The 25,941-nt window shown below is 68.9% G+C and carries 29 protein-coding genes and 3 tRNA genes; 19 read left to right on the top strand and 13 right to left on the bottom strand.

Annotated features, from left to right (window positions below):
* The first annotated feature begins 99 nt into the window (after positions 1–99).
* The 15 genes from FD678_RS00220 to FD678_RS00150 all read left to right on the top strand — a co-directional run bounded on the left by FD678_RS00220 (position 100) and on the right by FD678_RS00150 (position 13,868).
* On the top strand, positions 100–279 hold the full coding sequence (locus tag FD678_RS00220) for a hypothetical protein (protein WP_140718607.1): 180 nt from the start codon (positions 100–102) through the stop codon (positions 277–279).
* A complete protein-coding gene (gene folP, locus FD678_RS00215; RefSeq protein WP_140718606.1) occupies positions 279–1,175 on the top strand; it encodes a dihydropteroate synthase in 897 nt (298 codons plus the stop codon). Before FD678_RS00220 ends, folP begins: the two co-directional genes overlap by 1 nt.
* Before the next feature lie 55 nt (positions 1,176–1,230).
* Positions 1,231–2,235 (top strand): tRNA (adenosine(37)-N6)-dimethylallyltransferase MiaA, encoded by a 1,005-nt coding sequence (gene miaA / locus FD678_RS00210; protein ID WP_140718605.1) that lies wholly within the window; start codon positions 1,231–1,233, stop codon positions 2,233–2,235.
* Between the two features lie 87 nt (positions 2,236–2,322).
* Positions 2,323–2,601, top strand: coding sequence for an RNA chaperone Hfq (gene hfq / locus FD678_RS00205; RefSeq protein ID WP_140718604.1), 279 nt, complete (start codon positions 2,323–2,325; stop codon positions 2,599–2,601).
* Between the two features lie 14 nt (positions 2,602–2,615).
* Positions 2,616–3,929: a ribosome rescue GTPase HflX gene (gene hflX, locus FD678_RS00200; protein ID WP_140718603.1), complete on the top strand. Its 1,314-nt coding sequence runs from the start codon at positions 2,616–2,618 to the stop codon at positions 3,927–3,929.
* Between the two features lie 129 nt (positions 3,930–4,058).
* Complete coding sequence (locus FD678_RS00195) at positions 4,059–5,366, top strand: MFS family transporter (protein ID WP_140718602.1); 1,308 nt, start codon at positions 4,059–4,061, stop codon at positions 5,364–5,366.
* A gap of 102 nt (positions 5,367–5,468) precedes the next feature.
* The gene (locus FD678_RS00190) at positions 5,469–5,963 is read left to right on the top strand and encodes a CinA family protein (RefSeq protein ID WP_177497464.1); all 495 of its coding nucleotides are present in this window, start codon (positions 5,469–5,471) and stop codon (positions 5,961–5,963) included.
* A gap of 40 nt (positions 5,964–6,003) precedes the next feature.
* Positions 6,004–7,686 carry a 2-polyprenylphenol 6-hydroxylase gene (ubiB, locus tag FD678_RS00185; RefSeq protein WP_218569396.1) on the top strand — a complete coding sequence of 561 codons (1,683 nt, stop codon included), beginning with the start codon at positions 6,004–6,006 and terminating at the stop codon, positions 7,684–7,686.
* Between the two features lie 62 nt (positions 7,687–7,748).
* Positions 7,749–8,381: a transcriptional repressor LexA gene (lexA, locus tag FD678_RS00180; RefSeq protein WP_140718601.1), complete on the top strand. Its 633-nt coding sequence runs from the start codon at positions 7,749–7,751 to the stop codon at positions 8,379–8,381.
* A gap of 171 nt (positions 8,382–8,552) precedes the next feature.
* Positions 8,553–9,584: a recombinase RecA gene (gene recA, locus FD678_RS00175; protein WP_140718600.1), complete on the top strand. Its 1,032-nt coding sequence runs from the start codon at positions 8,553–8,555 to the stop codon at positions 9,582–9,584.
* Positions 9,585–9,730: 146 nt separating this feature from the next.
* The gene (locus FD678_RS00170; protein ID WP_140718599.1) at positions 9,731–10,084 is read left to right on the top strand and encodes a TfoX/Sxy family protein; all 354 of its coding nucleotides are present in this window, start codon (positions 9,731–9,733) and stop codon (positions 10,082–10,084) included.
* A gap of 40 nt (positions 10,085–10,124) precedes the next feature.
* Positions 10,125–10,601: a recombination regulator RecX gene (gene recX, locus FD678_RS00165; protein WP_140718598.1), complete on the top strand. Its 477-nt coding sequence runs from the start codon at positions 10,125–10,127 to the stop codon at positions 10,599–10,601.
* A gap of 98 nt (positions 10,602–10,699) precedes the next feature.
* Positions 10,700–13,348, top strand: a complete 2,649-nt coding sequence (alaS, locus tag FD678_RS00160) for an alanine--tRNA ligase (protein WP_140718597.1) — start codon at positions 10,700–10,702, stop codon at positions 13,346–13,348.
* 137 nt (positions 13,349–13,485) lie between these two features.
* Positions 13,486–13,689, top strand: a complete 204-nt coding sequence (csrA, locus tag FD678_RS00155) for a carbon storage regulator CsrA (protein WP_140718596.1) — start codon at positions 13,486–13,488, stop codon at positions 13,687–13,689.
* Between the two features lie 86 nt (positions 13,690–13,775).
* A tRNA-Ser gene (locus FD678_RS00150) sits at positions 13,776–13,868 on the top strand.
* Positions 13,869–13,917: 49 nt separating this feature from the next.
* Here the strand turns inward: FD678_RS00150 and FD678_RS00145 are convergent.
* Entirely contained in the window at positions 13,918–14,622 is a 705-nt protein-coding gene (locus FD678_RS00145; RefSeq protein ID WP_140718595.1) for a pirin family protein, read from the bottom strand.
* Positions 14,623–14,759: 137 nt separating this feature from the next.
* On the opposite strand from FD678_RS00145, the gene FD678_RS00140 reads away from it, so the two are divergent.
* A complete protein-coding gene (locus FD678_RS00140; RefSeq protein WP_140718594.1) occupies positions 14,760–15,695 on the top strand; it encodes a LysR family transcriptional regulator in 936 nt (311 codons plus the stop codon).
* A gap of 429 nt (positions 15,696–16,124) precedes the next feature.
* Positions 16,125–16,721 (top strand): thiosulfate sulfurtransferase GlpE, encoded by a 597-nt coding sequence (locus tag FD678_RS20355; protein ID WP_218569395.1) that lies wholly within the window; start codon positions 16,125–16,127, stop codon positions 16,719–16,721.
* Positions 16,722–16,757: 36 nt separating this feature from the next.
* On the opposite strand, the gene FD678_RS00130 is transcribed toward FD678_RS20355, so the two are convergent.
* From FD678_RS00130 to FD678_RS00090, 9 genes are all read right to left on the bottom strand, one after another.
* A tRNA-Arg gene (locus FD678_RS00130) sits at positions 16,758–16,834 on the bottom strand.
* An 83-nt stretch (positions 16,835–16,917) separates the two neighbouring features.
* A tRNA-Arg gene (locus FD678_RS00125) sits at positions 16,918–16,994 on the bottom strand.
* Positions 16,995–17,110: 116 nt separating this feature from the next.
* On the bottom strand, positions 17,111–17,953 hold the full coding sequence (locus FD678_RS00120; RefSeq protein WP_140718593.1) for an alpha/beta hydrolase family protein: 843 nt from the start codon (positions 17,951–17,953) through the stop codon (positions 17,111–17,113).
* An 84-nt stretch (positions 17,954–18,037) separates the two neighbouring features.
* On the bottom strand, positions 18,038–18,730 hold the full coding sequence (locus tag FD678_RS00115; RefSeq protein WP_140718592.1) for a YoaK family protein: 693 nt from the start codon (positions 18,728–18,730) through the stop codon (positions 18,038–18,040).
* 22 nt (positions 18,731–18,752) lie between these two features.
* On the bottom strand, positions 18,753–19,160 hold the full coding sequence (locus tag FD678_RS00110) for a hypothetical protein (protein ID WP_218569394.1): 408 nt from the start codon (positions 19,158–19,160) through the stop codon (positions 18,753–18,755).
* A 68-nt stretch (positions 19,161–19,228) separates the two neighbouring features.
* Positions 19,229–20,626 (bottom strand): PhoH family protein, encoded by a 1,398-nt coding sequence (locus FD678_RS00105; protein ID WP_140718591.1) that lies wholly within the window; start codon positions 20,624–20,626, stop codon positions 19,229–19,231.
* A gap of 82 nt (positions 20,627–20,708) precedes the next feature.
* On the bottom strand, positions 20,709–21,191 hold the full coding sequence (locus FD678_RS00100; protein WP_140718590.1) for a peroxiredoxin: 483 nt from the start codon (positions 21,189–21,191) through the stop codon (positions 20,709–20,711).
* Positions 21,192–21,222: 31 nt separating this feature from the next.
* Positions 21,223–21,435 carry a hypothetical protein gene (locus FD678_RS00095; protein WP_140718589.1) on the bottom strand — a complete coding sequence of 71 codons (213 nt, stop codon included), beginning with the start codon at positions 21,433–21,435 and terminating at the stop codon, positions 21,223–21,225.
* A gap of 14 nt (positions 21,436–21,449) precedes the next feature.
* Positions 21,450–22,010 (bottom strand): glycine cleavage system protein R, encoded by a 561-nt coding sequence (locus FD678_RS00090; RefSeq protein ID WP_218569393.1) that lies wholly within the window; start codon positions 22,008–22,010, stop codon positions 21,450–21,452.
* A gap of 160 nt (positions 22,011–22,170) precedes the next feature.
* Between FD678_RS00090 and dapA the strand changes: the two genes are divergently transcribed.
* On the top strand, positions 22,171–23,079 hold the full coding sequence (gene dapA, locus FD678_RS00085) for a 4-hydroxy-tetrahydrodipicolinate synthase (RefSeq protein ID WP_140718587.1): 909 nt from the start codon (positions 22,171–22,173) through the stop codon (positions 23,077–23,079).
* A gap of 16 nt (positions 23,080–23,095) precedes the next feature.
* A complete protein-coding gene (locus FD678_RS00080; protein ID WP_140718586.1) occupies positions 23,096–23,623 on the top strand; it encodes a hypothetical protein in 528 nt (175 codons plus the stop codon).
* 93 nt (positions 23,624–23,716) lie between these two features.
* On the opposite strand, the gene fdxA is transcribed toward FD678_RS00080, so the two are convergent.
* The 3 genes from fdxA to FD678_RS00065 all read right to left on the bottom strand — a co-directional run bounded on the left by fdxA (position 23,717) and on the right by FD678_RS00065 (position 25,941).
* On the bottom strand, positions 23,717–24,040 hold the full coding sequence (gene fdxA / locus FD678_RS00075) for a ferredoxin FdxA (RefSeq protein WP_140718585.1): 324 nt from the start codon (positions 24,038–24,040) through the stop codon (positions 23,717–23,719).
* A gap of 126 nt (positions 24,041–24,166) precedes the next feature.
* Positions 24,167–25,045, bottom strand: coding sequence for a 2-dehydro-3-deoxygalactonokinase (locus FD678_RS00070; RefSeq protein ID WP_140718584.1), 879 nt, complete (start codon positions 25,043–25,045; stop codon positions 24,167–24,169).
* Positions 25,042–25,941 (bottom strand): SMP-30/gluconolactonase/LRE family protein, encoded by a 900-nt coding sequence (locus FD678_RS00065; RefSeq protein ID WP_218569392.1) that lies wholly within the window; start codon positions 25,939–25,941, stop codon positions 25,042–25,044. The genes FD678_RS00070 and FD678_RS00065 overlap by 4 nt, the downstream gene beginning before the upstream one ends.

Genomic DNA, 25,941 nt, shown 5'->3' with positions numbered 1-25,941 from the left:
GGAGGGCGCGCAGGCAGCTGCGCGCCCTTCGCTTTTGAGGGCATTGGGCATTCGCGCGCAGGTCGGCGAAAATGCCGGTCCATGCATCGCGAGGTCGCCATGTCGCCGCCATCCACGGAAACCCCGTCGTACACGCTGGAAATCGTCATCGCCACCTGCGTGGGCGCGACGCTGGGGCTGTTGACCGACAACATCCCGCTCGGCACCGGCGTGGGCATCGCGCTGGGCTGCCTGTTGAGCGTGATCAAGGTCGTCCGTACGCAGAAGAAGGACAAGTGATGTTCGATACCCGGCCGACGCTGGATTGCGGCGGGCGCCCGCTCGCGCTGGACCGCCCGCAGGTGATGGGCATCGTCAACGTGACGCCGGATTCGTTTTCCGACGGCGGGCGCCACGACACCCTGGACGCCGCCATCGCGCACGGGCTGCGGCTGGTGGAGGAGGGCGCGGCGATCCTGGACATCGGCGGCGAATCGACCCGGCCCGGCGCCGAGCCGGTCGGGGTGGAGGAAGAACTACGCCGGGTAGTCCCGGTGATCGAGGCCCTGGCCGCGCGGGTCGAAGTGCCGATCAGCGTGGACACCTTCAAGCCGGAGGTGATGCGCGCGGCGGTCGCCGCCGGCGCGGGCATGATCAACGACATCCGCGCGCTGAGGGAGCCGGGCGCCCTCGACGCGGCGGCGCAGCTGGGCGTGCCGGTGGTGCTGATGCACATGCAGGGCGAGCCGCGCTCGATGCAGCAGGCGCCCCACTACGACGACGTGGTCGCCGAGGTGCACCGTTTCCTGGCCGAGCGGATCTTCGCCGCGGAGATGGCGGGGATCGACAAGCGCCGGCTCGTGCTCGACCCGGGCTTCGGTTTCGGCAAGACCACCGCGCACAACCTGCAGTTGCTGGGCGAGCTGGAGCGTTTCGCCGGCTTCGGGCTGCCGATCCTGGCCGGGCTGTCGCGCAAGCGCAGCATCGGCGAACTGACCGGGCGCGAGGCGGCTGCCGAGCGCGTCCATGGCTCGGTGGCGGCGCACCTGATTGCGGTCCAGCGTGGCGCGGGCATCGTGCGCGTGCACGATGTCGCGGCCACCGTCGATGCGCTGAAGGTGCTGGCGGCGCTTCCGCCCAAGGCGGCAGCCACGGCATCCCCGGCCGCGGCGATCCGCTGGCCCGACGACGAATGAGCCTTCCCGCCTGCCGGCCGGCACGGCCCGGCGTGTAGGCCTTCGAATGGCGACCATGCACGACACCCGTCCCCTTGCCATCGCCTTGATGGGGCCGACCGCCAGCGGCAAGACCGCGGCGGCGCTGGCGCTCGCGCGGCGTTGGGGAGGCGAGATCGTCAGCGTGGATTCGGCCCTGGTGTACCGCGGGCTGGATATCGGCGCGGCCAAGCCGGACCGCGCGATGCTGGCCGCGGTGCCGCACCACCTGATCGATATCTGCGATCCGTGGCAGGCCTACTCGGCCGCGGACTTCGCCCGGGACGCGCGTGGGGCCATCGACGGGATCGTCGCGCGCGGGCGGTTGCCGATCCTGGCCGGCGGTACCGGCCTGTACTTCCGGTCGCTGCTGACCGGGCTTTCGCAGATGCCGCAGGCCGACCCCCAGGTGCGCGCCCGCCTGGCGGCGGAGGCCGACGCGCGCGGATGGCCAGCCCTGCATGCCGAGCTGGCCCGGGTCGATCCGGTCGCGGCGGCGCGCATCCACGCCACCGATCCGCAACGGATCCAGCGCGCCTTGGAGGTCTATCGCCTGACCGGGCGCCCGATCAGCGAGTGGCAGGCCATGCCGCCGCCGCCGCGCCTGCCGCTGCGGGTGCTCAAGCTGGTGCTCGCGCCGCGCGAGCGCGCCGTCCTGCACGCGCGCATCGAGCGCCGGTTCGACGCGATGCTGGCGGACGGATTCCTGGAAGAGGTCCGCGCGCTGAGGGCCATGCCGGAGATGACGCGGGTCGCCAGGCCGCTCGACCTGCCGGCGGTGCGGGCGGTCGGCTACCGGCAGGCCTGGGAACACCTGGACGGGCGCTGGGGCGCGGCGGAATTCCGCGAGCGGGCGATCCACGCCACCCGGCAACTGGCCAAGCGCCAGCTGACCTGGCTGCGCGGGGAGCTGGACGCGCGCTGGTTCGACCCCGAGAGCGACGCCGGACGCGTGGATGAGGCCGTCGCCGCATTCCTTTCACATCGACCCGGGGACCATAACGGGCTCCAGGACACTGCCAGCGGGCCCAAGGCCGTGTAACATCCGGGGTCCGGAAACCGGCTGGGGAAAAGCAGGTGTCGACCGGGCCCAATAAGAACAATCAATAATTAAAAAAGGGAGTCTTCAATGTCCAAGGGACAGTCCTTGCAGGATCCTTTCCTCAATGCACTGCGCCGCGAGCGGGTTCCGGTGTCGGTGTATCTGGTCAATGGCATCAAGCTGCAAGGCACGATCGAGTCGTTCGACCAGTTCGTGGTCCTGCTGCGCAACACCGTCAGCCAGATGGTCTACAAGCATGCGATCTCGACGGTCGTGCCGGCGCGCAACGTGCGCGTGGGGCCGGGCGGCGGTTACGTGCAGTCCGCGGGCGACGCTTCCAGCCAGGATGACGGCGACGTTGACTGAGTTCGAGGTGATGCGTGTTTGACCGTTCGCGCAAGGGCGAGCACGCGCTGTTGATCCAGCCCCACGCGGGCGGGCCTGCCGAGGAGGACGTGCTGGAGGAGTTCGCCGACCTGGCGCGCTCCGCCGGCGCGAGCGTGGCCGCGACGCTGACCGCGCGCATCGACCGGCCGAGCCCGTCCACCCTCATCGGCAGCGGCAAGCTGGAAGAGGTCAAGGCCGCCGCCGACGCCACCGGCGCCGACCTGGTGCTGGTGAACCACCAGCTCACCCCGGTGCAGGAGCGCAACCTGGAGAAGTACCTGCAGCGGCGCGTGATCGACCGCACCGGGCTGATCCTGGACATCTTCGCCCAGCGTGCGCGCAGCCACGAGGGCAAGCTGCAGGTGGAACTTGCGCAGCTCCGCCACCTGGCGACGCGATTGGTGCGTGGCTGGACCCACCTGGAGCGCCAGCGCGGCGGCTCGATCGGGTTGCGCGGCCCTGGCGAGACCCAGCTCGAGACCGACCGCCGCCTGCTGCAGAAGCGGGTGGAACAACTGCAGAAGCGGCTGGACAAGGTCGAGGTGCAGCGCACCCAGATGCGCCGCGCGCGCGTGCGCAGCGAGCTGCCGCGCGTGGCGCTGGTGGGCTATACCAATGCCGGCAAGTCGACCCTGTTCAACGCCTTGACCGGCGCGGAGGCCTACGCGGCGGACCAACTGTTCGCCACGCTGGACCCGACCGTGCGCCGCATCGCGCTGCCGGGCGGGCACGTGGTGCTCGCCGACACCGTCGGCTTCGTGCGCGACCTGCCGCACGAACTGGTGGCGGCATTCCGCTCGACCCTGTCGGAAGCGCGCGAGGCGGACCTGCTGCTGCACGTGGTCGATGCGGCCGATCCGTTGCGCGAGGACCGCATCCGCCAGGTCGACGAGGTGCTGCACGCGGTGGGCGCGGGCGAACTGCCGCAGTTGCTGGTGTTCAACAAGATCGACCGCATCGAGGGCGCCGAAGTGCGGCATGACGCGCAGGATGGCGTGCCGGACGAGGCGCGGCGCGAGCGGGTCTGGATTTCCGCGCGCGGCGGCGACGGCCTGGACCTGCTGCGCGAAGTGCTGGCGCGCCGGCTCAATCTCCAGCACGTGCAGGGCACGCTGCGCTTGCCGGCGTCGGCTGGCCGGCTGCGCTCGCGGCTGCATGCGCTGGACGTGGTGCGCGGCGAACGGGCCGACGAACACGGCTGGCTGATCGACGTGGACTTGCCGCTGGCCGAGGCCGAGCGGCTCGCCGCCGGGCGCGATGGCGAGCCGGTGCGGGCCTTGCTGCCGCAGCCGGCGCGGGAGTGGTAGCGCCCTGGGCATGCGCCCCGGGGCGGCAGGACCGGTAGGCGGGGGATCCGGGCGGCACGGCGTGCCGGGGCGTTCACTTCGCCTGGCGCATGATCGCCCGGAGTCCAGGGCCATCACGGAGTTCCTCCGATGTCCGAGCAGCCGGTCGCCGCGGTTCCGCACTACACCGCCGAGGAAAAACGCCATCGCGTGTTCGCGATCATGGTGGCGTCCTCGGGCAACCTGGTGGAGTGGTTCGACTTCTATGTCTATGCGTTCTGCGCGATCTACTTCGCCGCCGAGTTCTTCCCCAAGGGCGATACCACCGCGCAGTTGCTGAACACGGCCGGCGTGTTCGCGGCCGGGTTCCTGATGCGCCCGATCGGCGGATGGCTGTTCGGGCGCGTCGCCGACCGCTACGGGCGCAAGTCCTCGATGCTGATCTCGGTGTCGATGATGTGCGGCGGCTCGCTGATGATCGCGTGCCTGCCGACCCACGCCCAGATCGGCGCCCTGGCCCCGGCGCTGCTGTTGGTCGCGCGCCTGGTACAGGGGCTGTCCGTCGGCGGCGAGTACGGCACCACGGCCACCTACATGAGCGAGGTGGCGTTGCGGGGCCAGCGCGGCTTCTTCTCCTCGTTCCAGTACGTGACCCTGATCGGCGGCCAGTTGCTGGCGGTACTGGTGATCGTGGCGATGGAGGCGCTGTTGTCCGAGCAGGAGATCCGCGCGTGGGGCTGGCGCGTGCCGTTCGTGATCGGCGCGATCGCGGCGGTGGTGTCGGTGCTGCTGCGGCGCACGCTCCGCGAGACCCAGCGCGAGGACGTGCGCAAGGGGAAGGACGCGGGATCGCTCGGCGCGCTGTTCCGGCGCCACAAGGCAGCGTTCTTCACCGTGCTGGGCTACACCGCCGGCGGCTCCCTGATCTTCTACACCTTCACCACGTACATGCAGAAGTTCCTGGTCAACACGGTGCACCTGCCGATCAAGACCGCCAGCTTCGTGATGACCGGGGCGCTGTTCCTGTACATGTGCATGCAGCCGGCGTTCGGCATGCTGTCCGACCGCATCGGCCGCCGCAACAACATGCTGATCTTCGGCGCGCTCGGCACGCTGACCACGGTGCCGATCCTGACCGCCTTGCAGCATGTCGCCAACCCGGTCGCCGCCTTCGCGCTGATCGTGCTGGCGCTGGCGATCGTCAGCTTCTATACCTCGGTCGCCGGCATCGTGAAGGCCGAGATGTTCCCGCCGGAAGTGCGCGCGCTCGGCGTGGGGCTGGCCTACGCGGTGGGCAACGCGATCTTCGGCGGTTCGGCCGAGTACGTCGCGCTGGGCCTGAAGAAGCTGGGCCACGAGCCGGCGTTCTTCTGGTACGTCACCGCGATGATGGTGGTGACGTTCCTGGTCAGCCTGCGCCTGCCCAGGCAGGCGGCGTACCTCCACCACGACCATTGAGCATGAACGCCGGTGCGCCGCCGAAGGCGCCGCGGCCGCCGGCGGCAGACATGGCTTGCGAATTCGGTTAAAAGACGGGCCTGGTCCATCGGCGCGAGATCCATGCCCATTCCTTCCGATCCAGAGCTGCGCGTGCTTTCCGAAACGCTGGGGGCGCAACTGCTCGACCGGCGCGAACATCTCGTCGCGGCGGAAAGCTGCACCGGCGGTTGGATCGCCAAGGCGATGACCGATGTGGCCGGTTCCTCGGCGTGGTTCGATTGCGGCATGGTCGCCTACAGCTACGAAGCCAAGCAGGCGCTGCTGGGCGTGCGCCCGCAGACGCTGGAGACGCATGGCGCGGTCAGCCGCGAGACGGCGATCGAGATGGTGTCGGGGGCGCTGGCCAATTCCGGGGCGAGCATCGCCGTGGCGGTCACCGGCATCGCCGGCCCCGGCGGCGGCAGCGCCGGCAAGCCCGTGGGCACGGTCTGGATCGGCTGGAAGCGGCGCGGCGGCTACGCCAGCGCGGAAGTGTTCCACTTCGACGGCGATCGCGATGCCGTGCGCCGGCAGACCGTCGCCGCGGCACTGCGGGGTTTGAGCGCGCTGCTGTGAGCATCGACGGCCTGCCGCGGCAGCGTGGAGCTCGCGCCCGATGATGTGGGATGCGCTCGGCACGGTACGCGACCTGGGGCGGCTGCAGGAAATCGCCTCGGTGCTGATCCGCCATGGATTCGGCGACGTGGTGCGCCGCATCGGCCTGGCCGACGTGCTGGAACGGGCGGGGCGGCTGCTGCACTGGCACAACGGCGAAGGCATGTTGCGCATGTCCGCGGCCGTGCGGGTGCGGCGCGCCCTCGAGGAACTCGGGCCGACGTTCGTGAAGCTGGGGCAGGTACTGGCCACGCGCGTGGACCTGCTGCCGCCGGAATGGACCGACGAGCTTTCCCGCTTGCAGAACGCGGTGCCCGCGCTGCCGTTCGAGCGGATCCGCGACCAGTTGCTGGCCGACCTCGGCGTTCCGCCCGAGCAGGCGTTCGCGCGCTTCGACGAGAAGGCCCTGGCGGCGGCGTCGCTCGCGCAGACCCACCGTGCCTGGCTGCACGATGGCCGCGCCGTGGTGTTGAAGGTGCGCCGGCCGGGCATCCGCGAGGTGGTGGAAGCCGACCTGCGCTTGCTGGCGAGGCTGGCCGAGATCGTCGAGGCGCGCGCGCCGGACCTGCAGCGCTACCGACCGAAGGAGGTCGTCCACCAGTTCACGGTATCGCTGCGGCGGGAGCTGGACTTCGCCGCCGAGTGCCGCAACGCCGAGCGCATCGCCGCCAACTTCGCCGGCCATGCCGAGGTGGTCATCCCCGCCGTGCATTGGCAATGGACCTGCGAGAGCCTCAACGTGCAGGACTTCGTCGATGGCATCCCCGGGCGCGACCTGGCGGCGGCCGATGCGGCGGGCCTCGACCGCGTGCAGCTGGCCAGGCTCGGCGCCGGCATCGTGCTGAAGATGGTGCTCGAAGACGGCTGCTTCCACGCCGATCCGCATCCGGGCAACATCTTCTACATGCGCGACGGCCGCATCGCCATCATCGACTTCGGCATGGTCGGGCGCATTTCCGAGCAACGGCGCCAGCAGGTCGCGCAGCTGCTGTACGGCATGGTCGACCACGACGCCGAGATCGTCGTCGACGTGTTGCTGGAGTGGGCCGCGGGCGGAATCGAGGTCGACGAGATGCGGCTGCAGCAGGACATCGGCACCTTCGTCGATCAGTACCGCGGCGTGCCGCTGAAGGAATTGCGGATCGGCGCGATGCTGGCCGACATCACCGCGATCCTGCGCGAGCACGCGCTGACCTTGCCTGCCGACCTGGCGCTGATGATCAAGGCGTTCCTGAGCCTGGAGGGCATGGGGCGCCAGCTCGATCCCGATTTCGACATGGCCAGCGAGGCGCGGCCTTACCTGCAGCGGGCGCTGCTGCAGCGCTTCGCGCCCGGCCAGGTGCTGCGGCGGGGCCGGCGCAGCCTGACCGGCGCCATCGACCTGGTCGGCAACCTGCCGCGCGATCTCAAGCGGCTGCTGCAGGCGGCCCGCCGCGGCCGCCTGCAACTGCATGTGGAAACTCAGTCGCTCAAGGCCTTCGGCGCCCAGATCAACCGCGCCGCCAACCGCCTGACCATGGGCATCGTCACCGCGGCCCTGGTGATCGGTTCCTCGATCGTGATGAACAGCGTGGGCGGCATTTCCAGCCGGTGGCTGCTGGCGATCGGCGTGACCGGCTTCGTCGGCGCCGCCCTGTGCGGCATCTGGATCCTGATCTCGATCTGGCGCAGCGGCAGGGACTGACCGGCGGCGTCCGAGGCTATCGGGGCTTGCGACCGCCTGAATTAGTAGTAATACTACTAACCATGGACCTGACCGACACCCAGCAGGCGATCCTGGCGATGATCGCCGAACGCATCGAGTCCGATGGCGTGCCGCCGTCGCAGACCGAGATCGCGCGTGCCTTCGGCTTCAAGGGCGTGCGTGCCGCGCAATACCACCTGGAAGCGCTGGAGCAGGCCGGAGCGATCCGGCGGGTGCCCGGGCAGGCGCGCGGTATCCGCCTGGTCGCCCCGGCGGTCGAGGCCATCGAGCCGCCCCGGCAGCAGGACGATGTCCTGCGCCTGCCGGTGCTGGGCCGGGTCGCGGCCGGCCTGCCGATCGGCGCCGACATCGGTTCGGACGATTTCGTGGTGCTCGACCGGGTGCTGTTCTCCCCCTCGCCGGACTACCTGCTCAAGGTGCAGGGGGATTCGATGCGCGACGAAGGCATCTTCGACGGCGACCTGATCGGCGTGCACCGCACCCGCGATGCGTGTTCGGGGCAGATCGTGGTGGCGCGGATCGACGAGGAAATCACCGTCAAGCTGCTGAAGATCGGCAAGGATCGCATCCGCTTGCTGCCGCGCAATCCGGACTACGCCCCCATCGAAGTGCTGCCGGACCAGGATTTCGCGATCGAAGGCCTGTATTGCGGCCTGCTGAGGCCGAACCGTTGAGGCCGTCGCCCGAGGCCGGGCCGTGGGGTTTTCCCACGCTCGCGGCCGGCATGCACTGGTGCCGGCGGACCCGCCCGCCGATTAATTTCGATCGCGTCGCCGGCAGTCTCAGCCCTTGCGATACATCGACGCTAGATTGACCCCATTCCGATCACTGACGAGGAACACACGATGGACGAGAACAAGAAGCGCGCGCTGGCGGCTGCCCTGGGCCAGATCGAGAAGCAGTTCGGCAAGGGCTCGGTGATGCGCATGGGCGACCGCGTGGTCGAGCCCGTCGAGGCCGTCCCGACCGGCTCGCTGATGCTGGATATCGCCCTGGGCATCGGCGGCCTGCCCAAGGGCCGCGTGGTCGAGATCTACGGTCCGGAATCCTCGGGCAAGACCACCTTGACCCTGCAGGCCATCGCCGAGTGCCAGAAGCAGGGCGGCACCGCTGCCTTCATCGATGCCGAGCACGCGCTGGACCCGATCTACGCCGCCAAGCTGGGCGTCAACGTCGACGAGCTGCTGCTGTCGCAGCCGGATACCGGCGAGCAGGCGCTGGAAATCGCCGACATGCTGGTGCGCTCGGGCTCGGTGGACATCCTGGTGGTCGACTCGGTGGCCGCGCTGACCCCCAAGGCCGAGATCGAGGGCGAGATGGGCGACCAGTTGCCGGGCCTGCAGGCGCGCCTGATGAGCCAGGCCCTGCGCAAGCTGACCGGCAACATCAAGCGCTCCAATACGCTGGTGATCTTCATCAACCAGTTGCGCATGAAGATCGGCGTGATGATGCCGGGCCAGAGCCCGGAAACCACCACCGGCGGCAACGCGCTGAAGTTCTATGCCTCGGTGCGCCTGGACATCCGCCGCATCGGTTCGATCAAGAAGGGCGACGAGATCATCGGCAACCAGACCAAGATCAAGGTGGTCAAGAACAAGCTGGCGCCGCCGTTCAAGCAGGTCGTCACCGAGATCCTCTACGGCGAAGGCATCAGCCGCGAGGGCGAACTGATCGACATGGGCGTGGAGGCCAAGCTGGTCGAGAAGGCCGGTGCCTGGTACAGCTACGGCAACGAGCGCATCGGCCAGGGCAAGGACAACGCCCGTGCCTACCTGCGCGACAACCCGCAGGTGGCGGCCAAGATCGAGGCCGAGCTGCGCGAGAAGTTCCAGCCGGCCGAGGCTTCGCGCGACGAGGGCGAGGACCTGGACGACTGAGTCCCCGCGTGTTTTCCGCTCTGGGCGAGGGACGCTGTCAGTGACGTCCCTCGCCCGGGGCACTCCGGATGAGGCCAGGAGGACGGGCGCCAGGGAAGGCGCGCTTCCTGGTCCGAGCCGATCCGGTGTTGTTGCAGGGAACCGCCATGGCCACCGACCCAGGGTTCATCGAGTACATCCGCGAACAGGCGGACCTGCCGCAGCGGCTGACGTGCCGCAAGATGTTCGGGGAATACGGGTTGTACTGCGACGGCAAGTTCGTGGCCGTGGCCGCCGACAACTCCTTGTTCCTCAAGCCCACCGAGGCGGGACGCCGCCTGTTGCCCTCGATGACCGAGGGAAAGCCGTATCCTGGAGCAAAGGCTTGGTTCGTGGTGGACGAGGTCCTGGACGATCCCGATCTGTTGCGTCGATTGATCCTGGCCACCGCTGCCGAGTTGCCTGTTCCCACGCCAAGGGCCGGCGCGGCCGGAAAGCGACGTTCGCCTGGGACGGGATGAGCGAATGGACAGGGTGCCGCCCGGCATTGACGAACCAACGATGACTTCCAAGCCCGAGCGCAAACCGAGGACCCCGCCCACGCCGCTCCAGCGCGCCCTGGGGCTGTTGGTGCGGCGCGAACATTCGCGCAAGGAGCTGACCCGCAAGCTGCAGGCGCGGGGCGTCGAGGCGGAGGCTGCCCTCGAAGCGGTCGAGCGCCTGGCCGGGGAGGGGTGGCAGGACGATGCCCGGTTCGCCGAATCGCTGGTGCGCAGCCGTGCGGCCAGTGGCTATGGACCGCTGCATATCCGCGCCGAACTGACCACGCACGGGCTGGACGGCGATGCCGTGGCCACCGCCATGGCGGCTTTCGAAGGCGATTGGACCGAGAATGCCCGGGACCTGGTCCGCCGCCGGTTCGGCGAGGCCGGGCCAACCGATCTCGCCCAGCGCCGCAAGGCCGCGGACCTCCTGGCACGACGGGGCTTCGACGGCGACAGTATCCGGGCCGCGACCCGTTTCGATCCTGAGGACTGAACAGGCAAGGCCTGATACCCTTGGCAGTTTAGGTCGTCCCGATTCCGTGCCCGCCGGGAGTGCTGTCGTCCCGGCGGCGCCCGCCTACTGCCAGCCCCATGAACGCACCCGCCAAATTCACCACCTCCCAGATCCGCAGCGACTTCCTCGAGTTCTTCAAGGGCAAGGGCCATACCATCGTGCCGTCGGCACCGCTGGTGCCGGGCAACGACCCGACCCTGTTGTTCACCAACTCCGGCATGGTGCAGTTCAAGGACGTGTTCCTGGGCGCGGAAAAGCGCAGCTACGTGCGCGCGGCCGACGTCCAGCGCTGCCTGCGTGCCGGTGGCAAGCACAACGACCTCGATTCGGTCGGCTATACCGCCCGCCACCACACCTTCTTCGAGATGCTGGGCAACTGGTCGTTCGGCGATTACTTCAAGAAGGAAGCGATCGCCTGGGCCTGGGAACTGCTGACCCAGGTCTGGAAGCTGCCGGCCGAGCGCCTGCTGGTCACGGTCTACCACACCGACGACGAGGCCTACGCGTTGTGGCGCGACATGATCGGCGTGCCGGAAGCGCGCATCGTGCGCATCGGCGACAACAAGGGCGCCCCGTACGCTTCCGACAATTTCTGGCAGATGGCCGATACCGGCCCGTGCGGTCCTTGCACCGAGATCTTCTACGACCACGGCGAACACATCGCCGGCGGCCCCCCGGGCTCGCCGGACGAGGATGGCGATCGCTTCATCGAGATCTGGAACCTGGTGTTCATGCAGTTCGACCGCCAGCCCGACGGCACCCTGGTGCCGCTGCCGGCGCCGTGCGTGGACACCGGCATGGGCCTGGAGCGCCTGGCGGCGATCCTGCAGCACGTGCACAGCAACTACGAGATCGACCTGTTCCAGGCGTTGATCCGCAAGGCCGCGGAGCTGACCGGCACGGCCGACCTGGAGAACAAGTCGCTGCGCGTGATCGCCGACCATATCCGCGCCTGTTCCTTCCTGATCGTGGATGGCGTGCTGCCGTCCAACGAAGGGCGCGGCTACGTGCTGCGCCGGATCATCCGCCGGGCCTTGCGCCATGGCTGGATGCTCGGCGTGCGCCAGCCGTTCTTCAGCAAGATGGTCCCGACCCTGGTCGAGCAGATGGGCGAGGCCTATCCGGAACTGCCGGCGGCGGCGGACACGGTGGCGCGGGCGTTGCTGGCCGAGGAGGAGCGCTTCGCGGAGACGCTCGATGCGGGCATGAAGATCTTCGACGAGGTCGCGGCAAAGGCGGCCGACGGGGTGATCCCCGGCGCCGAGGCCTTCCGCCTGTACGACACCTACGGCTTCCCGGTCGACCTGACCGCCGATATCGCGCGCGAGCGCGGCATGAGCGTGGACATGGACGGCTTCGATGCCGCGATGGAGCGGCAGCGCGAAACCGCCCGTGCGGCCGGCAAGTTCGGCGGCGGCGTGCAACTGCCGGCCGAGCTGGTGGCGGCGCTGTCGCCGACGGTCTTCCTCGGGTACGACCTGCTGGAAGCCGACGGCCTGAAGGTGGTGGCGTTGTTGCGCGATGGCCGCCCGGTGGAGTCCGCCTCGGAGGGCGACGAGGTCATCGTGCTGACCGACCGCACCCCGTTCTATGCCGAATCCGGCGGCCAGGTCGGCGATACCGGCACACTGGCCGCGCCGGGCATGCGCCTGGACGTGACCGATACGCAGAAGTTCGCCGGGCAGTTCCATGGCCATGTAGGCCGCATCGCCCAGGGCAGGCTGAAGATCGGCGACGTGCTGTCCGGCAGCGTCGATGCGGAGCGCCGCGGCACGATCGTGCTCAACCATTCGGCGACCCACCTGCTGCACGGTGCCCTGCGCGGCCTGCTCGGCACCCACGTGGCGCAGAAGGGCTCGCTGGTCGCGCCGGATCGCCTGCGTTTCGACTTCTCGCACTTCCAGCCGGTGACGGCCGCGGAGCTTGCCGAGATCGAACGCCAGGTCAACGACGAAGTACGTGCCAACCACGCGGTGGTCATCCAGCAGATGGACATGCAGGCCGCGCTGGACGCGGGCGCGATGGCGCTGTTCGGCGAGAAGTACGGCGAACGCGTGCGCGTGGTGACGATGGGTCCCTCGGTGGAGCTTTGCGGCGGCACCCACGTGGCCCGCACCGGCGACATCGGGCTGTTCAAGATCGTTTCCGAAGGCGGCGTGTCCTCCGGAGTGCGGCGTATCGAAGCGGTCACCGGCCGGGGTGCCCTCGATCACGTGGCCGGCGAAGAGCGGCGCTTGCAGGAGGCCGCGAGCCTGCTGGGCGGCAGCGCCGCCGACGTGGTCGACAAGATCCGCCAGCTCGGCGAGCGGCAGAAGAAGCTCGAGCGCGAACTGGAAGCGCTCAAGGCCAAGGTGGCTTCGAGCGCCACGGCCGATCTGGCCGGTTCGGCCGTGGACGTGGCCGGCGCAAAGGTGATCGCGGTGCGCCTGGACGGTTTCGACGCCAAGGCGTTGCGCGAGGCGGTCGACCGCCTCAAGCAGCAGGTGCGGGACCTGGTGGTCGTGCTCGCGGGCGTCGTCGACGGCAAGGTCGCGCTCGTCGCGGGTGTGAATGGCAGCCCAATGGGCAAGGTCAAGGCGGGGGAACTCATCGCGCATGTCGCCGGTCAGATCGGTGGCAAGGGCGGCGGCCGCCCGGACCTCGCCCAGGGTGGTGGCGAGGACGGGCCCGCCCTTGCCACGACTCTCAGCGGAGTCACCGAGTGGGTCAGGCAGCACCTCTCCTGAATGTATCGGCGCCGCGCCTTGATGGTCGGTGGTGGTGCCGTTAACATTTCCAATCTTTTCCTCTGACTGTAGGGCGCTCCGTCCGGAGCGCCGATGCTGGCGGGGAAGTCCCTGCCAGTTCCTGGAGAACCACTGACATGTTGATCCTGACCCGCCGCGTTGGCGAAACCTTGATGATTGGAGATTCGGTCACCGTGACCGTGCTGGGCGTCAAGGGCAACCAGGTGCGTATCGGCATTACTGCGCCGAAGGACGTCGCGGTGCATCGCGAAGAGATCTACCAGCGCATCCAGCGCGGCGAAGAGCCGACTTCGCACGGTTCGGGCGCCGGCGAGGAATAATCTTCGCATTGAGGGTTTACGTTCGCCCTCGTTAACCGGTATTCTTCGCACCCCGCAGCGCGACGCCGCGGCGGGGACGAAAATCCGGAGTGATGCCCGAGAGGCCGAAGGGGCTCCCCTGCTAAGGGAGTATAGGGTCAAAAGCTCTATCGAGGGTTCGAATCCCTCTCACTCCGCCAGTTACGAACAACCCGCCTTCCGGCGGGTTGTTTGCGTTTGGGCGCGGCATCAGTTCAATGGCAGGTCGAACAGCAGGATCTCGGCATCCTGTCCCCCGGACAGGACGATGCGCTCCTCTGCGGTGACCTGTGCGGCATCGCCCTGGTCCAACCGCTGGCCGTTCACCGAGAGGCTGCCGCGCGCCACTTGCACGTAGGCGCCGCGGCCTTGGCCGAGCGCGTGCTCGAGCTGCTGTCCGCCGTCGAGGATCGAGGCGAAGATGCGCGCGTCCTGGTGGATCAGCAGCGAGCCTTCGGCCGCATCCGGGGAGGCGATCAGGCGCAGCCGGTTGCGCTTGTCCTCGGGCGCGAAGTGCCTTTCCTCGTAGCTCGGTTCGATGCCGTTGCGTTCCGGGAAGAGCCAGATCTGCAGGAAATGCACCGGTTCGCTGGACGAATGGTTGAACTCGCTGTGGGTGACGCCGCTGCCGGCGCTCATCCGCTGCACGTCGCCGTAATGCAGCACCGAGCCGCTGCCCATGCTGTCCTTGTGCTCCAGTGCGCCGGACAGGACGTAGGACACGATCTCCATGTCGCGGTGGCCGTGCGTGCCGAAGCCTTCGCCGGGCTGTACGCGGTCTTCGTTGATCACGCGCAGCGGGCCGAAGCCCATGTGGCGCGGGTCGTGGTAGTGGGCGAACGAGAACGTGTGGCGGGACGACAGCCAGCCGTATTCGGCGCGGCCCCGGGTATCGCTCTTGCGGATCTGAAGCATGGTGGTCTCCTTTCGATTCTGTCGATGGTGTCCGCGGAGCCGAACCGTTCGGTTCCTTTGGGTTGGCGAAAGTCTGTGGCCTTTCTCGCGGGAGGAAAAGCGAGTAGATTTGGGCTATACAATCGAAAAATTCGAACATGAAGATCAGCCTGGACGCTCTGCAGATCCTGGATGCCATCGATCGGCGGGGCTCGTTCGCGGGGGCGGCGAAGGTCCTGTTCAAGGTGCCTTCCACGATCTCCTACACGGTCGCCAAGCTGGAGGAAGACCTCGGCGTGCAATTGTTCGAGCGCTCCGGCCCCAAGGCATGGCCGACCGAGGCCGGCCGGGAGCTGCTGCGCGAGGGCCGGCACCTGCTGCAGGCCGCCCAGGAGCTCGAGCAGCGGGTGCGCCGCGTGGCTTCCGGGTGGGAGGCCGATCTCGGGATCGCGATCGATTCGGCGCTTCCGGGATGGCTGCTGGAACCCGACATCCGGGCCTTCTGCAACACCGCGCCGAACACGCGGCTGCGCGTGCAGAGCGAGGCGCTGTCCGGGACCTGGGAGGCGCTGCTGGACCGCCGGGTGGACCTGGTGGTCGCGGCCGGGGAGGGGCCGAGCGGAGCGGGGTACGTCGCCGAGCCGCTGGGCAGGATCGGCTTCGTGTTCGTCGTCGCGCCGGACCATCCGTTGGCGGCGTCGGGCAAGGTCTCTTCCGCCGACCTGGCGGCGCATCGCGCGATCGCGGTGGGGGACAGTGCGCGCCGGCTGCTGCCGAGGACGGTCGGGCTGCTGTCGGAACGGGACGTGCTGACCGTGGCGAGCATGCACGACAAGTACCTGTTCCAGCGATCGGGCCTCGGCTATGGCTTCCTGCCCCTGCCTTACGCGCAGGCGGCCATCGAGGCCGGGGCGCTGGTGCCGGTCCGGGTGGATGAGCGCAAGCCCGACGAGACCTTCTATCTCGCCTGGCGGATCGAGGAAGAGGGCAATGCGCTGGCGTGGTGGCGGCAGCGCCTGCGACGCCAAGGGCTGTTCGACGAATGGCAACGCCGGATCGCGGAAACGTACCGTTCCGTCGCTCGCGGCGGCTGAAGCGGGATAATCCGCATCATCGCGAGGGGCGTTGGAGTCGGTGATGCAGGCGTTGCTGGAGCAGTTCGGGCTGGCGCTCGTGTTCGTGAACGTGCTGGCGTTGTCGCTGGGCTTGCCGGTGCCCGCGATGCCGACGTTGATCGTGGTCGGCGCCGGCTTCGCATTGCAGGGCGGGGCGACGGCCTGGTTCGGCTGCCTTGCCGCGCTGGCGCTGTCCGTCGCGGCCAGCCTGCTGGGCGACCTGGCTTGGTACGCCGCGGGGCGGCGCTACGGCACGTCGACCCTGCGCTCGCTGTGCCGGCTATCGCTGTCGCGCGACAGTTGCATGAAGAAGACCGAGCGCTTCTATGGCCGCTGGGGCGTGCGCGTGTTGGCGGTCGCCAAGTTCGTGCCGGGGTTGTCGATGGTGTCGGTGCCGATGGCGGGCCGATGCAGGTGCGGCCGGCTGCGTTCCTCCGCTACGACGCGCTGGGCGCGGCGCTGTGGGCGCTGGTGGGCGTGGGACTCGGCGTGCTGTTCCATGGCCAGGTGGGGCGGGTCACTTCGCTGCTGGCCGAGCTCGGCTCCGGTGCGGTGCTGCTTGTCGTGGCGTTGCTGGTGGCCTACATCGGCTGGCGCGCGTGGCATCGCCGCGCGTTGCTGCGTTCGCTCGATGCGGCGCGGATCGACGTGGACGAGCTGCATGCGCTGTTGCAGGGCGAGGATGCGCCGGTCGTGCTCGACATCCGCGCGCCCGGCTACCGCGAACTGGAGCCTTTCACGATCCCCGGCGCGGTGTTCGCGGACGAGCGCCGGCTCGGCGACATCCTCGCGGCGTATCCGCCCGAGCGGAGCATCGTGATCTATTGCGCCTGCCCGGACGAAGTGTCCGCGGCCTGGCTTGCCGCGCAGCTGCGGAAGCATCGTTATCGGGACGTGCGTCCCTTGCGGGGCGGCCTGGCGGACTGGCGGAAGGCCGGCTACGACGTCGCCTGGTTGCAGGGCGCGAGCGGCGCCGGAATGCCGCGGCCGCTCGTGCAGGCATAAAAAAACGACCTGCGTTGCCGCAGGTCGTCTCGAAGATGGCGCGCCCGGAGAGATTCGAACTCCCGACCGCCTGGTTCGTAGCCAGGTACTCTATCCAACTGAGCTACGGGCGCGTTTTGAACTGGCTCGAAGCGTCTCGATCGCTTCGAAACAAAAAGACAGCACTGGATGCTGTCTTTTTTGTCGATCCTGAAGATGGCGCGCCCGGAGAGATTCGAACTCCCGACCGCCTGGTTCGTAGCCAGGTACTCTATCCAACTGAGCTACGGGCGCGTCGTCAGGAGCGGAATTATGCGGGTGTGAAGGGCATGCGTCAACCTCCTTGTCCGGCAGCCGGCAATCCTGGCCGTGGCGCTTGCGGGAGGCGAAGACGGATGTCCGGGCGGGCGTCAGCGCAGCGACTGCGCCAGTTGCTCCGCCACCGCTTCGGGTTGCCGCATCCAGCTGAAATGGTCCGCGCGCGTGCCCAGGCGCGCTTGCGCCAGGCGATGGACGCGCTTGGGCGCGGCACCGTGCAGCTTCCGCAGAAGGGCCTGCATGGAGCTTTCGGGGGCCAGCCAATCGTCGGCCATGAGCACCCCGGTGGTCGCGATGTCGAGCGTCCCCATGCCGGTTTCCAGCTCCGAGGGCAGGCCGGCGGCGGCATAGTGGTTGGTCAGGCCCACGCGGGCCCAGTCGCGGATCAGCCCGCGCGCCTCGGTGCCTCCGAAGCCGAGGCGCCTTCCCGGCAGCGCGCCCTGGCGCCTGGCCAGCCAGGGCAGGAAGCGATAGACCAGCGGCAAGGCGTAGCGCACCGGTGCCGGGAAAGCGCGCCAGTAGGGCGTGCCGGTGGCGACCAGCCACAGTCGCGAGATCCCTTCCGGCGAGAGCGCCGCGTGGCAGCACGCCAATTGGCCGCCGAGACTGTGCCCGCCGACGATCAATGGCGCTTCGCCTGCGTGCCTGGAAAGCGCGTTGCGGCTGGCAGGGAGGTCTTCGAGCAGCAGTTCGCGATAACCCCAGTCGTGTTCGCGGGACGGACGCAGCGAACTGCTGCCGTTTCCGCGCCATTCGTGCAGGAACACGGCAATGCCGTGGTTGGCGAGCGCGTCGGCCCATGGTTCGTAGTGGCGGGCCGCCACGCCCAGCGCGGGCAGCCATAGCAGGCGTGCGACCGGGGCCGGCGGCAATCGGCCGACCAACTGCCAGCGATGCCCATCGTCGGCCTGGAGATCGAGAATGATCGGCGTCATGCCGGCTAGCCTACCGAACCAAGATACCGGGTGCGAGCGCGCGCCTGGCGGGAGGCGCGCTCGAGACCGCGGCGTTGCCGCGCCTCAACGCACGCGAGGTCGAGGGTTCCGGGCACGGTGGAGCGTCCACTGCCGATGGATCACGTACCCGGCGCCGGTGAGGCCGGTGATGCAGGCGGGGACCAGCAGCGACAGGTAGTGAAGGCGCTGGAACAACCAGGTGCCGAACAGGCTGCCGCACAGGAAGCCGCCGATGATCAGGCCGCTCAACGTGAGCCGCCGCACCTGCAAGGGCATGCCGCGCAGCAGGTGACCGAGCCCGATGCCGAGATCGGTGAACATCCCGCTCAGGTGGGTGGTGCGGACGATTGCGCCACTGAACGTGGTGGCCATCGCGTTCTGCAGCCCGCAGGCCGCGGCTGCCGAGAAAATGCCCCAGGCCAGGTGCTGTCCGAGCAGCGGGATCGCCGCCAGCAACAGGAGCGATTCCAGCAGCAATACCACGCCATAGCGCCTGCCGAGCCGGAGCGTGCTGTCCTGGACGATCAACCCGCTCAGCATCGCGCCGAGGCTGAAGGCGATCAGCACGCCCCATAGCAGGCGGACTTCACTCCAGTCGCCTTGCGCCAGGGCCGCGCCGAGCAGGCTGGTGGTGCCGGACATGTGGCTGACCACCTGGTGCTCCACGCCGAGGTAGGCGATCACGTTGACCATGCCGGCCACGGCCGAGAGCGTGATCGCGCCTATCCATACCCAGCGTGGCAGGTGGATCCCCACGGCGCCCGTCCGCTCTTGGGCTTCAGTGCGGACCGTTGACTTCCACCTGCGAGAATTCGCCGGTCTGTGGATCGTACACGGCCCCCCAGAAGCTGCTCCCGCCGTCGCAGACGCGGATGGCGGTCCTGCCGGGATCGAGGTCGGAATGGTCGGGCAGGCGGAAGGCGTTGATGTAGATCAGCCGGCGCCCGCCGGATTCGATGCCCACGTACTGGCGATCCGATTTTTCCGGCGCGGCGATCGTGGGGCGCAACCGGCCGAGCGCCGCTTCCAGCTGGTCGATCTGCTGGCGGCTAGGGGCCCAGAAGCCGGTCACTTCCCCGATGTGGCGCCCCGGGCTGTCGCGGGAGCAGGTGTCCAGCACTTCCGCGGCGACGAGCGGGCGGGTGATCACCCACGATTGCCCGCTCTTGGCCTGGGTCGGCACCATGGCCGGCCCACGGGTGGCGCAGCCGGCGAGCAATGCGCCCGCGGCTGCCAGGCAAAGCGCTTGGCGGATCACAGGACCTCCGAAGCGTAGTCGGCCAGGCGCGAACGCTCGCCGCGGCGCAAGGTGACGTGCGCGCTGTGCGGCCAGGCCTTGAAGCGGTCGACCGCGTAGGTCAGGCCGGAGGTGGTCTCGGTGAGGTAGGGCGTGTCGATCTGCTCGACGTTGCCCAGGCATACGATCTTGGTGCCGGGGCCGGCGCGGGTGATCAGCGTCTTCATCTGCTTGGGCGTGAGGTTCTGCGCCTCGTCCAGGATCAGGTAGCGCGACAGGAAGGTGCGGCCGCGCATGAAGTTCATCGAGCGGATCTTGATGCGGCTGGCGAGCAGGTCGTTGGTGGCGGCCCGTCCCCAGGCGCCGCCTTCCTGGTTGTGCGTCAGCACTTCCAGGTTGTCGGTCAGCGCGCCCATCCACGGCGTCATCTTCTCCTCCTCGGTTCCGGGCAGGAAGCCGATGTCCTCGCCGACGCTGACGGTGGCGCGCGTCATGATGATTTCGCGGTAGCGCTGCTGGTCCATGGTCTGCGCCAGGCCGGCGGCGAGCGCCAGCAGCGTCTTGCCGGTACCGGCGGTGCCGAGCAGGGTGACGAAGTCGATCTCCGGGTCCATCAGGGCGTTGAGCGCGAAGTTCTGCTCGCGGTTGCGCGCGGCGATGCCCCAGACCGCGTGCTGGCCGGTGCGGTAGTCCTCGACCAGGCTCAGCGTGGCCTTGCCTCCGGCGAGCTTGGCCACGCGCAGTTCGACTTCGTCGTCGCCCGGCAGGTACAGGTACTGGTTCGGATAGAAATCCTCGTCCTCGGCGAGCCGGATCTCGTAATGGGTGCGGCCCTTGTCGCTCCAGCTGCGCAGGTCCTGGTTGTGCTTCTGCCAGAAGTCCTCCGGCAGCTCGAGCGCGCCGGTGAACAGCAGGCTGAAATCGTCCAGCGCCCGGTCGTTCTCGTAGTCCTCGGCCACCAGGCCGCTGATCGAGGCCTTGATGCGCAGGTTGATGTCCTTGGACACCAGCACCACCGGCACCTCGGGGTGGGCCTCGCGCAATTCCAGCACCGCGGCGAGGATCTTGTTGTCCGGCATGACGTTGCCGAAAGTGCGCCCGGGCTCGCTGGCGGTGGTCTGGAAGTACAGCTTGCCGATCCCGGACTGGCCCTTGAGCTGGATGCCCTGCGGGTGGCTGAGGGTGATGCCGGCCTGGATCTGCTCGGCGCTGGCGCTGCCCAGCAGTTCGTCGAGGAAGCGGCTGACCTGGCGGGCGTTGCGGCTGACTTCGGAGGTGCCCTTCTTGGCGTTGTCCAGCTCCTCGATCACCTGCATCGGCAGGAAGACGTCGTGCTCCTCGAACTTGAACAGCGCGGTCGGATCATGCATCAGCACGTTGGTGTCCAGCACGTAGATGCGCTTGCCTCGGGTCATCATCGGTTCCTGGGTGAGGGACAGGGGCAAGCCATCACGGCCTGCGGTGCAGGGTGATGGCGTTTGCAGGGAGCGGGTGCGATCACTTCTTGACGTGTGCCTTCAGGGCTTCGAGTACGGCTTCCGCGTGGCCGGCCACCTTGACCTTGCGCCACGCCTGCACGATACGACTGTCCGGCGAAATGAGGAAGGTGCTGCGCTCGATGCCGAGCACCTGCTTGCCGTACATGTTCTTCATCTTGATGACATCGAACGCCTTGCACAGCGCCTCGTCGGCATCGCTGACCAGCGGGAAGCGGAACCCCTGCTTGGCGCAGAAATTGTCGTGCGACTTCACCGAGTCGCGCGAGACGCCCAGCACGACCGCGCCGGCGCGCTTGAACTGGGGCAGCAGCGCGTTGAAGTCCAGGCCTTCGGTGGTGCAGCCCGGGGTGCTGTCCTTGGGGTAGAAGTACAGCACCAGCCAGTGGCCGGCCTGTTCGGCCAGGGTGGTGCCGGCGCCGCCGGACAAGGCGAGCGGAAGGTTCAGTACCGAGGCCGGCAATTCGATCCGTGATTCAGTCATGGCTCCTCGACCAGGATTGGGAAGCGGGGAATCAGTGGGGAGGCGGACCGGCGTCCACGCGGTCGCAGGCCGCCGCGCCCGGGCGGCAGCCTTGCCATGCGGACGCTGCGCCAAGCCGGCGCAGCGCGCCGGCGTCGATGTCGGTACAGGAGTGGCCCCACGGCATGGGGCCGTCGACGTTCCAATCGGTATCGGCGCGGGGGGCGGCAGGCAGCGGGTCCAGTGCGGATATCTCGATGGCCATCGCGGCTCCGGCGATCAGAACTTCATCGGGTCCATGATCGCGTCGAGGTTGAGGTGGTCGCAGAACTCGAGGAAGTCGTCGCGCAGCGCGGCGATGTGCATGTTCGCCGGCACGCCGATCGTCACCTGCGCCGAGAACATCTCCGCGCCGGTCTGCATCGCGCGGTAGCGCGAGCTCTGCAGGTTCTCGATGGTGATGCCCTGGCGGTCGAAGAAATCGGCCAGCTGGAACAGGATGCCCGGCTTGTCGGCGGCGATGACTTCGACGATGTAGGGAAGCAGGTTGGACTGGGTCTGCTTGGGACCGGTGCGGTACCAGATCAGCTTCAGTCCTTCCTCGCGCTCCAGGCGCGTGAGCATCGCTTCCAGCTTGGCGACCGAATCCCACGACCCCGTCGCCAGCGCGGTGACCGAGACGTCGCGGCCCACGGTGGCCAGGCGCGCGTCCACGAGGTTGCAGCCGCTGTCGGCGATGCGGCGGGTCACGGGCAGCAGGGGGGACTCCGGATGCGTCGTGTAGGCGTTGATCAGGAGGTGGTTTTCGTTCGGCGAAGGCCGGGGCGTGGAGTCGGTCAAAGGGGATTCCGGCATTGCGAGGTAAGGCTGAATGGCGGCCGGCAGGGCCCGGTGCGCTGTGCGCAGCATACTTGCCCGTGCTTTCGCGCCGCAAGTAACATGCGGGATGCCCCGAACCCGCCCCGGCGGGCCTTTCACCACGCACAGAGCCGTTTCCATCTTGTCACTTTCCGGCATCATCACCGCGCTGGCGACCCCCTTCGGTCCCGATGGCGCTCTCGATCTGGACGCCTGGCATCGCTTGCTCGACCAGCAACTGGATGCGGGCATCCAAGGCGTGGTCGTGGCCGGTTCCACCGGCGAGGCGGCCACCCTGTCCGACGACGAATACGACCTGGTCCTGCGCGCGGCGGTCGCCCGCGTGGCCGGGCGCGTGCCGGTGCTGGCCGGTACCGGCCTGTCCGGGACCGCCAAGACCGTGGCGCAGACCCGCCGCGCGGCCGCCAACGGCGCCGAGTACGCGCTGGTGGTGACGCCGCCGTACGTGCGCCCCACCCAGGAAGGACTGAAAGCGCACTACCTGGCCGTCGCCGAGAACGGCGGCCTGCCGGTGGTGCTGTACAACGTGCCGGGCCGCACCGGGTGCGACCTGCTGCCGGAAACGGTGGCGACCCTGGCCGGGCACCCGAACATCGTCGGCATCAAGGAAGCGCGCGCCGAGCCGGAGCGCATGCAGGCGCTGCTGGCGTTGCGCAGCGAGAGCTTCGCGGTGCTCAGCGGCGACGACGGCACGGCCGCGCGTGCCATGCTCGCCGGCGGCGACGGCCTGATCTCGGTCGGTTCCAACGCGCTCCCGGGCGCCTACCGCCGCCTGTGCGACCTGGCGCGCGCGGGCGATCGCTCCGCGGCCGAGGCTTGGGACGCGCGCCTGCGCGAGTTCCATGAGTTCTGCGGCATCGAATCGAACCCGATCCCGGTCAAGGCGTTGCTGCAGCGGGCCGGGATCGGCCATGGCCTGCGGCTGCCGTTGCTGCCGCTGTCCGAGCCGCACCATGCGGCCGCCGACCGCCTGGCCGCGCAGGCCAGGGCGTTGGAAGAACTTTCCAGCCGCGAACGCCTCGCGGCCTGACCCAGGAGATTTACCGATGCGTCATACCGTTTCCTCCGTCCGCGTGCTGTCGCTCGCGTTGCTGGCGACCGCCGCCGTCGCTGCCACGAGTGGCTGCAGCTGGTTCAAGAAGGGGGCCCGCGGCGACTATGCGCTGCCGGCCGAGCAGCGCCCGCTCGAAGTGCCGCCGGACCTGAACGTGCCCGACACGTCCGGCGCGATGAAGGTGCCGGCGCTGGCCTCGGCGGTGCAGGGGCAGGCCACGTCTTCGCAGCCGGCCGCCGCCAGCAACAACAGCGGTTTCATCGTCAGCGGCAGCAAGGACGCCGTGTTCGGCCAGGTCGGCGACGCGCTCGGCCAGATCGAGGGCGTGACCATCGCCAGCCGCGCGCAGATGCTGGGTTCGTTCGACGTGAGCTACGAAGGCAGCAACTTCCTGGTGCGCGTCACCACGGTCGATGCCGGGAGCTATGTCTCGGCGGTCGATCCGCGCGGGCTGCCGGCCACGGCCGAGGCGCCGGTCAAGCTGATCGCGGCATTGAAGGCCAAGCTCGGCGGCAACTGAGCCGCTCGCGAGAGCGTACGAAAACGGGCGCCGATGGCGCCCGTTTTCGTTTGCTGGAAGAGGACTTGCCGGTTACCGGCCGCCCTCGCGCGCTCAGCGCTCCAGCAGCGACAGCTTGCCCGGCTTGCCGTCCCAGTCGGCGGCATCGGGCATCGGTTCCTTGCGTACGGTCAGCACCGGCCAGGCCTTGGCCAGCTCCGCATTGAGGGCAACGAAGTTCTCCTGGCCCGCCGGGACGTCGTCTTCCGGGTAGATCGCGTTCGCCGGGCACTCCGGCTCGCACAACGTGCAATCGATGCACTCGTCGGGGTCGATCACCAGGAAGTTGGGGCCTTCATGGAAGCAATCGACCGGGCATACCTCGACGCAGTCGGTGTATTTGCACTTGATGCAGTTTTCGGTGACAACAAAAGGCATGAGGAGGTCCAGCGTTAAGCCGGGCAATTCTAGAACAGTCGGGCGGGCCAGGTGCGGATGGTTCTCAACGCCGGCACGAGGTTTCCCGGCCGGCGCCCGGCGCGATGGCGCCCTCCCGGCGGGAGGTCACAAGCCCCGTTGGCGCGCCAGCAGGTGCAGGCCGGTGGCGGCGAGGTCTTCGCCATGGCGCATGGAGCCCACGCCCAGAAGGCCCAGGGCGCGTGCGTAGCGCTGGGCCAGGCCCGAGCCGCCGACCAGGTGCACCACGTCGCCGATCGGCTGGCGGTCGCGGATTTCGTGGCCGATCAGGATGCCGGACAGGTAGGACGCCAGCGCGTTGGAGGGCAGGCGCTCGAACAGGCCCAGCGTGCGCGTGCCGAACAGGTGATGGCCGAGCCCGCCCGGCTCGCCGCTGCGCGCCACGCCCCGTTCGAAGGCGTCCTCGTGCAGGTCGTCGCCATCGCCGTCCATCAGCTTGCCCAGGATGCTGTGCCGGCGCAGCAGTGCGTAGAGTTCGCCGGTCATGGTCGTGGCGAAGTCGACCAGCCGGCCGCCCTCGACGCGCGCCCACTTGCAGTGCGTGCCGGGCAGGCAGACGGTGTGCCGGCCGGGGCCGAGCGTAGGCAGCAGGCCGACGATCTGGGTTTCCTCGCCACGCATCACGTCGGGTACGCCGCTGCGTTCGCGGGTGGCGACGCCGGGCACGAACCATAGGTGGCGGCCGGGCAGGCTGGCATCCTCGTGCCGTTGCATCGCCGCCGCCAAGGCCGGCGTGTCGGCCGGGCAGGGCAGGTACGGCAGTTCGATCCAGCCGTTGCGGCTGCCGATCATGCCGCACAGCAGGAGATCGCCTGGCCATCCGTCGATCTGCCCGCGCAACACCTCGGCGAAACGGCCGGCGCTGGCGAGGATGCCCTGGTCGCTGCGGCGCGCGTCGACGACCTGCCCCTGTGCGTCGAGGCGGTAGGCGCGCAGGCTGCTGGTACCCCAGTCGACGGCGATCATGCGAGGGCGATCCGGCTTTCGGGAAGACCGGCCGTGCCGGGGCTGCATTCGAACAGGCTGCCGGAGGAGGGCGTATCCGCCAGTTCGGACGGGGTGTGGTCCAGCCGGGAACTGATCACGTACAGGCGGTCCAGCGCGCTGCCGCCGAAGGCGCTGCAGGTCGGGTGCTTGACCGGCATCCGGACGATGCGGTCGACGCTTCCGTCCGGGCGGTAGCGCACCACGCGCCAGGCGCGCCATTGCGCGTTCCAGACGAAGCCTTCGGCGTCGACGATGGAGCCGTCGGGTTCGGCATCGCCCAGGTCGAGCGTGGCGAACACGCGCGGGTTGGCCGCATGCGCGGCGTCCGGGTCGTAGTCGCAGCAGAGGATCTGCGGACGTACCGAGTCGCAGTAGTACATCGTGCGGCCGTCCGGGCTGAAGCAGATCGAGTTGGGGATCGATACGCCGCCGAGCGGCAGCCGGCGCAGGCCGTGGCGCAGCGAGAACTGGTAGAACGCGCCGCGCCCGGCCTTCTCGGCATGCTCGTCCATGGTGCCGAACACGAAATTGCCATGGCGATCGGCGCGGCCGTCGTTGCTGCGGGTATGCGGGTCGCCGGGCTCGACATCGGCCAGGTGCCGCAGCGGCAATTCGCCGGCCGGTGCGTCCGGATCGGCCAGGGCGATCGATTTGGCCATGACCACCAGCAGGCGGCCGTCCTCGAGCAGGCCGAGGCAGCCAGGGCGGTCGGGCAGGGCCCACTGCAGGGGCCGCGCGCTGCCCGGGTCGTGGCGCCAGATCCGCTTCCCGCTGATGTCGACCCAGAACAGCGCCTGCCGGCGCTCGCACCAGATCACGCCTTCGCCATGGGTACAACGGCTGTCGACCGCCAGGGTCGCCACGATCGGTTCCAC

Origin of the sequence: Pseudomonas sp. Hp2 (genome assembly GCF_006386585.1) — a bacterium.
In the GTDB taxonomy this organism is placed as follows: Bacteria; Pseudomonadota; Gammaproteobacteria; order Xanthomonadales; family Xanthomonadaceae; genus Pseudomonas_S; species Pseudomonas_S boreopolis.
This window is presented reverse-complemented; position numbering and strand designations above follow the sequence as displayed.

Bases quoted from the DNA above. Each gene is read 5' to 3' on its own strand.
- FD678_RS00220 (WP_140718607.1), top strand. From the start codon at position 100: ATGTCGCCGCCATCCACGGAAACCCCGTCGTACACGCTGGAAATCGTC.
- folP (WP_140718606.1), top strand. From the start codon at position 279: ATGTTCGATACCCGGCCGACGCTGGATTGCGGCGGGCGCCCGCTCGCG.
- miaA (WP_140718605.1), top strand. From the start codon at position 1,231: ATGCACGACACCCGTCCCCTTGCCATCGCCTTGATGGGGCCGACCGCC.
- hfq (WP_140718604.1), top strand. From the start codon at position 2,323: ATGTCCAAGGGACAGTCCTTGCAGGATCCTTTCCTCAATGCACTGCGC.
- FD678_RS00195 (WP_140718602.1), top strand. From the start codon at position 4,059: ATGTCCGAGCAGCCGGTCGCCGCGGTTCCGCACTACACCGCCGAGGAA.
- FD678_RS00190 (WP_177497464.1), top strand. From the start codon at position 5,469: ATGCCCATTCCTTCCGATCCAGAGCTGCGCGTGCTTTCCGAAACGCTG.
- ubiB (WP_218569396.1), top strand. From the start codon at position 6,004: ATGATGTGGGATGCGCTCGGCACGGTACGCGACCTGGGGCGGCTGCAG.
- lexA (WP_140718601.1), top strand. From the start codon at position 7,749: ATGGACCTGACCGACACCCAGCAGGCGATCCTGGCGATGATCGCCGAA.
- recA (WP_140718600.1), top strand. From the start codon at position 8,553: ATGGACGAGAACAAGAAGCGCGCGCTGGCGGCTGCCCTGGGCCAGATC.
- FD678_RS00170 (WP_140718599.1), top strand. From the start codon at position 9,731: ATGGCCACCGACCCAGGGTTCATCGAGTACATCCGCGAACAGGCGGAC.
- recX (WP_140718598.1), top strand. From the start codon at position 10,125: ATGACTTCCAAGCCCGAGCGCAAACCGAGGACCCCGCCCACGCCGCTC.
- alaS (WP_140718597.1), top strand. From the start codon at position 10,700: ATGAACGCACCCGCCAAATTCACCACCTCCCAGATCCGCAGCGACTTC.
- csrA (WP_140718596.1), top strand. From the start codon at position 13,486: ATGTTGATCCTGACCCGCCGCGTTGGCGAAACCTTGATGATTGGAGAT.
- FD678_RS00145 (WP_140718595.1), bottom strand. From the start codon at position 14,622: ATGCTTCAGATCCGCAAGAGCGATACCCGGGGCCGCGCCGAATACGGC.
- FD678_RS00140 (WP_140718594.1), top strand. From the start codon at position 14,760: ATGAAGATCAGCCTGGACGCTCTGCAGATCCTGGATGCCATCGATCGG.
- FD678_RS20355 (WP_218569395.1), top strand. From the start codon at position 16,125: ATGCAGGTGCGGCCGGCTGCGTTCCTCCGCTACGACGCGCTGGGCGCG.
- FD678_RS00120 (WP_140718593.1), bottom strand. From the start codon at position 17,953: ATGACGCCGATCATTCTCGATCTCCAGGCCGACGATGGGCATCGCTGG.
- FD678_RS00110 (WP_218569394.1), bottom strand. From the start codon at position 19,160: ATGGTGCCGACCCAGGCCAAGAGCGGGCAATCGTGGGTGATCACCCGC.
- FD678_RS00105 (WP_140718591.1), bottom strand. From the start codon at position 20,626: ATGACCCGAGGCAAGCGCATCTACGTGCTGGACACCAACGTGCTGATG.
- FD678_RS00100 (WP_140718590.1), bottom strand. From the start codon at position 21,191: ATGACTGAATCACGGATCGAATTGCCGGCCTCGGTACTGAACCTTCCG.
- FD678_RS00095 (WP_140718589.1), bottom strand. From the start codon at position 21,435: ATGGCCATCGAGATATCCGCACTGGACCCGCTGCCTGCCGCCCCCCGC.
- FD678_RS00080 (WP_140718586.1), top strand. From the start codon at position 23,096: ATGCGTCATACCGTTTCCTCCGTCCGCGTGCTGTCGCTCGCGTTGCTG.
- fdxA (WP_140718585.1), bottom strand. From the start codon at position 24,040: ATGCCTTTTGTTGTCACCGAAAACTGCATCAAGTGCAAATACACCGAC.
- FD678_RS00070 (WP_140718584.1), bottom strand. From the start codon at position 25,045: ATGATCGCCGTCGACTGGGGTACCAGCAGCCTGCGCGCCTACCGCCTC.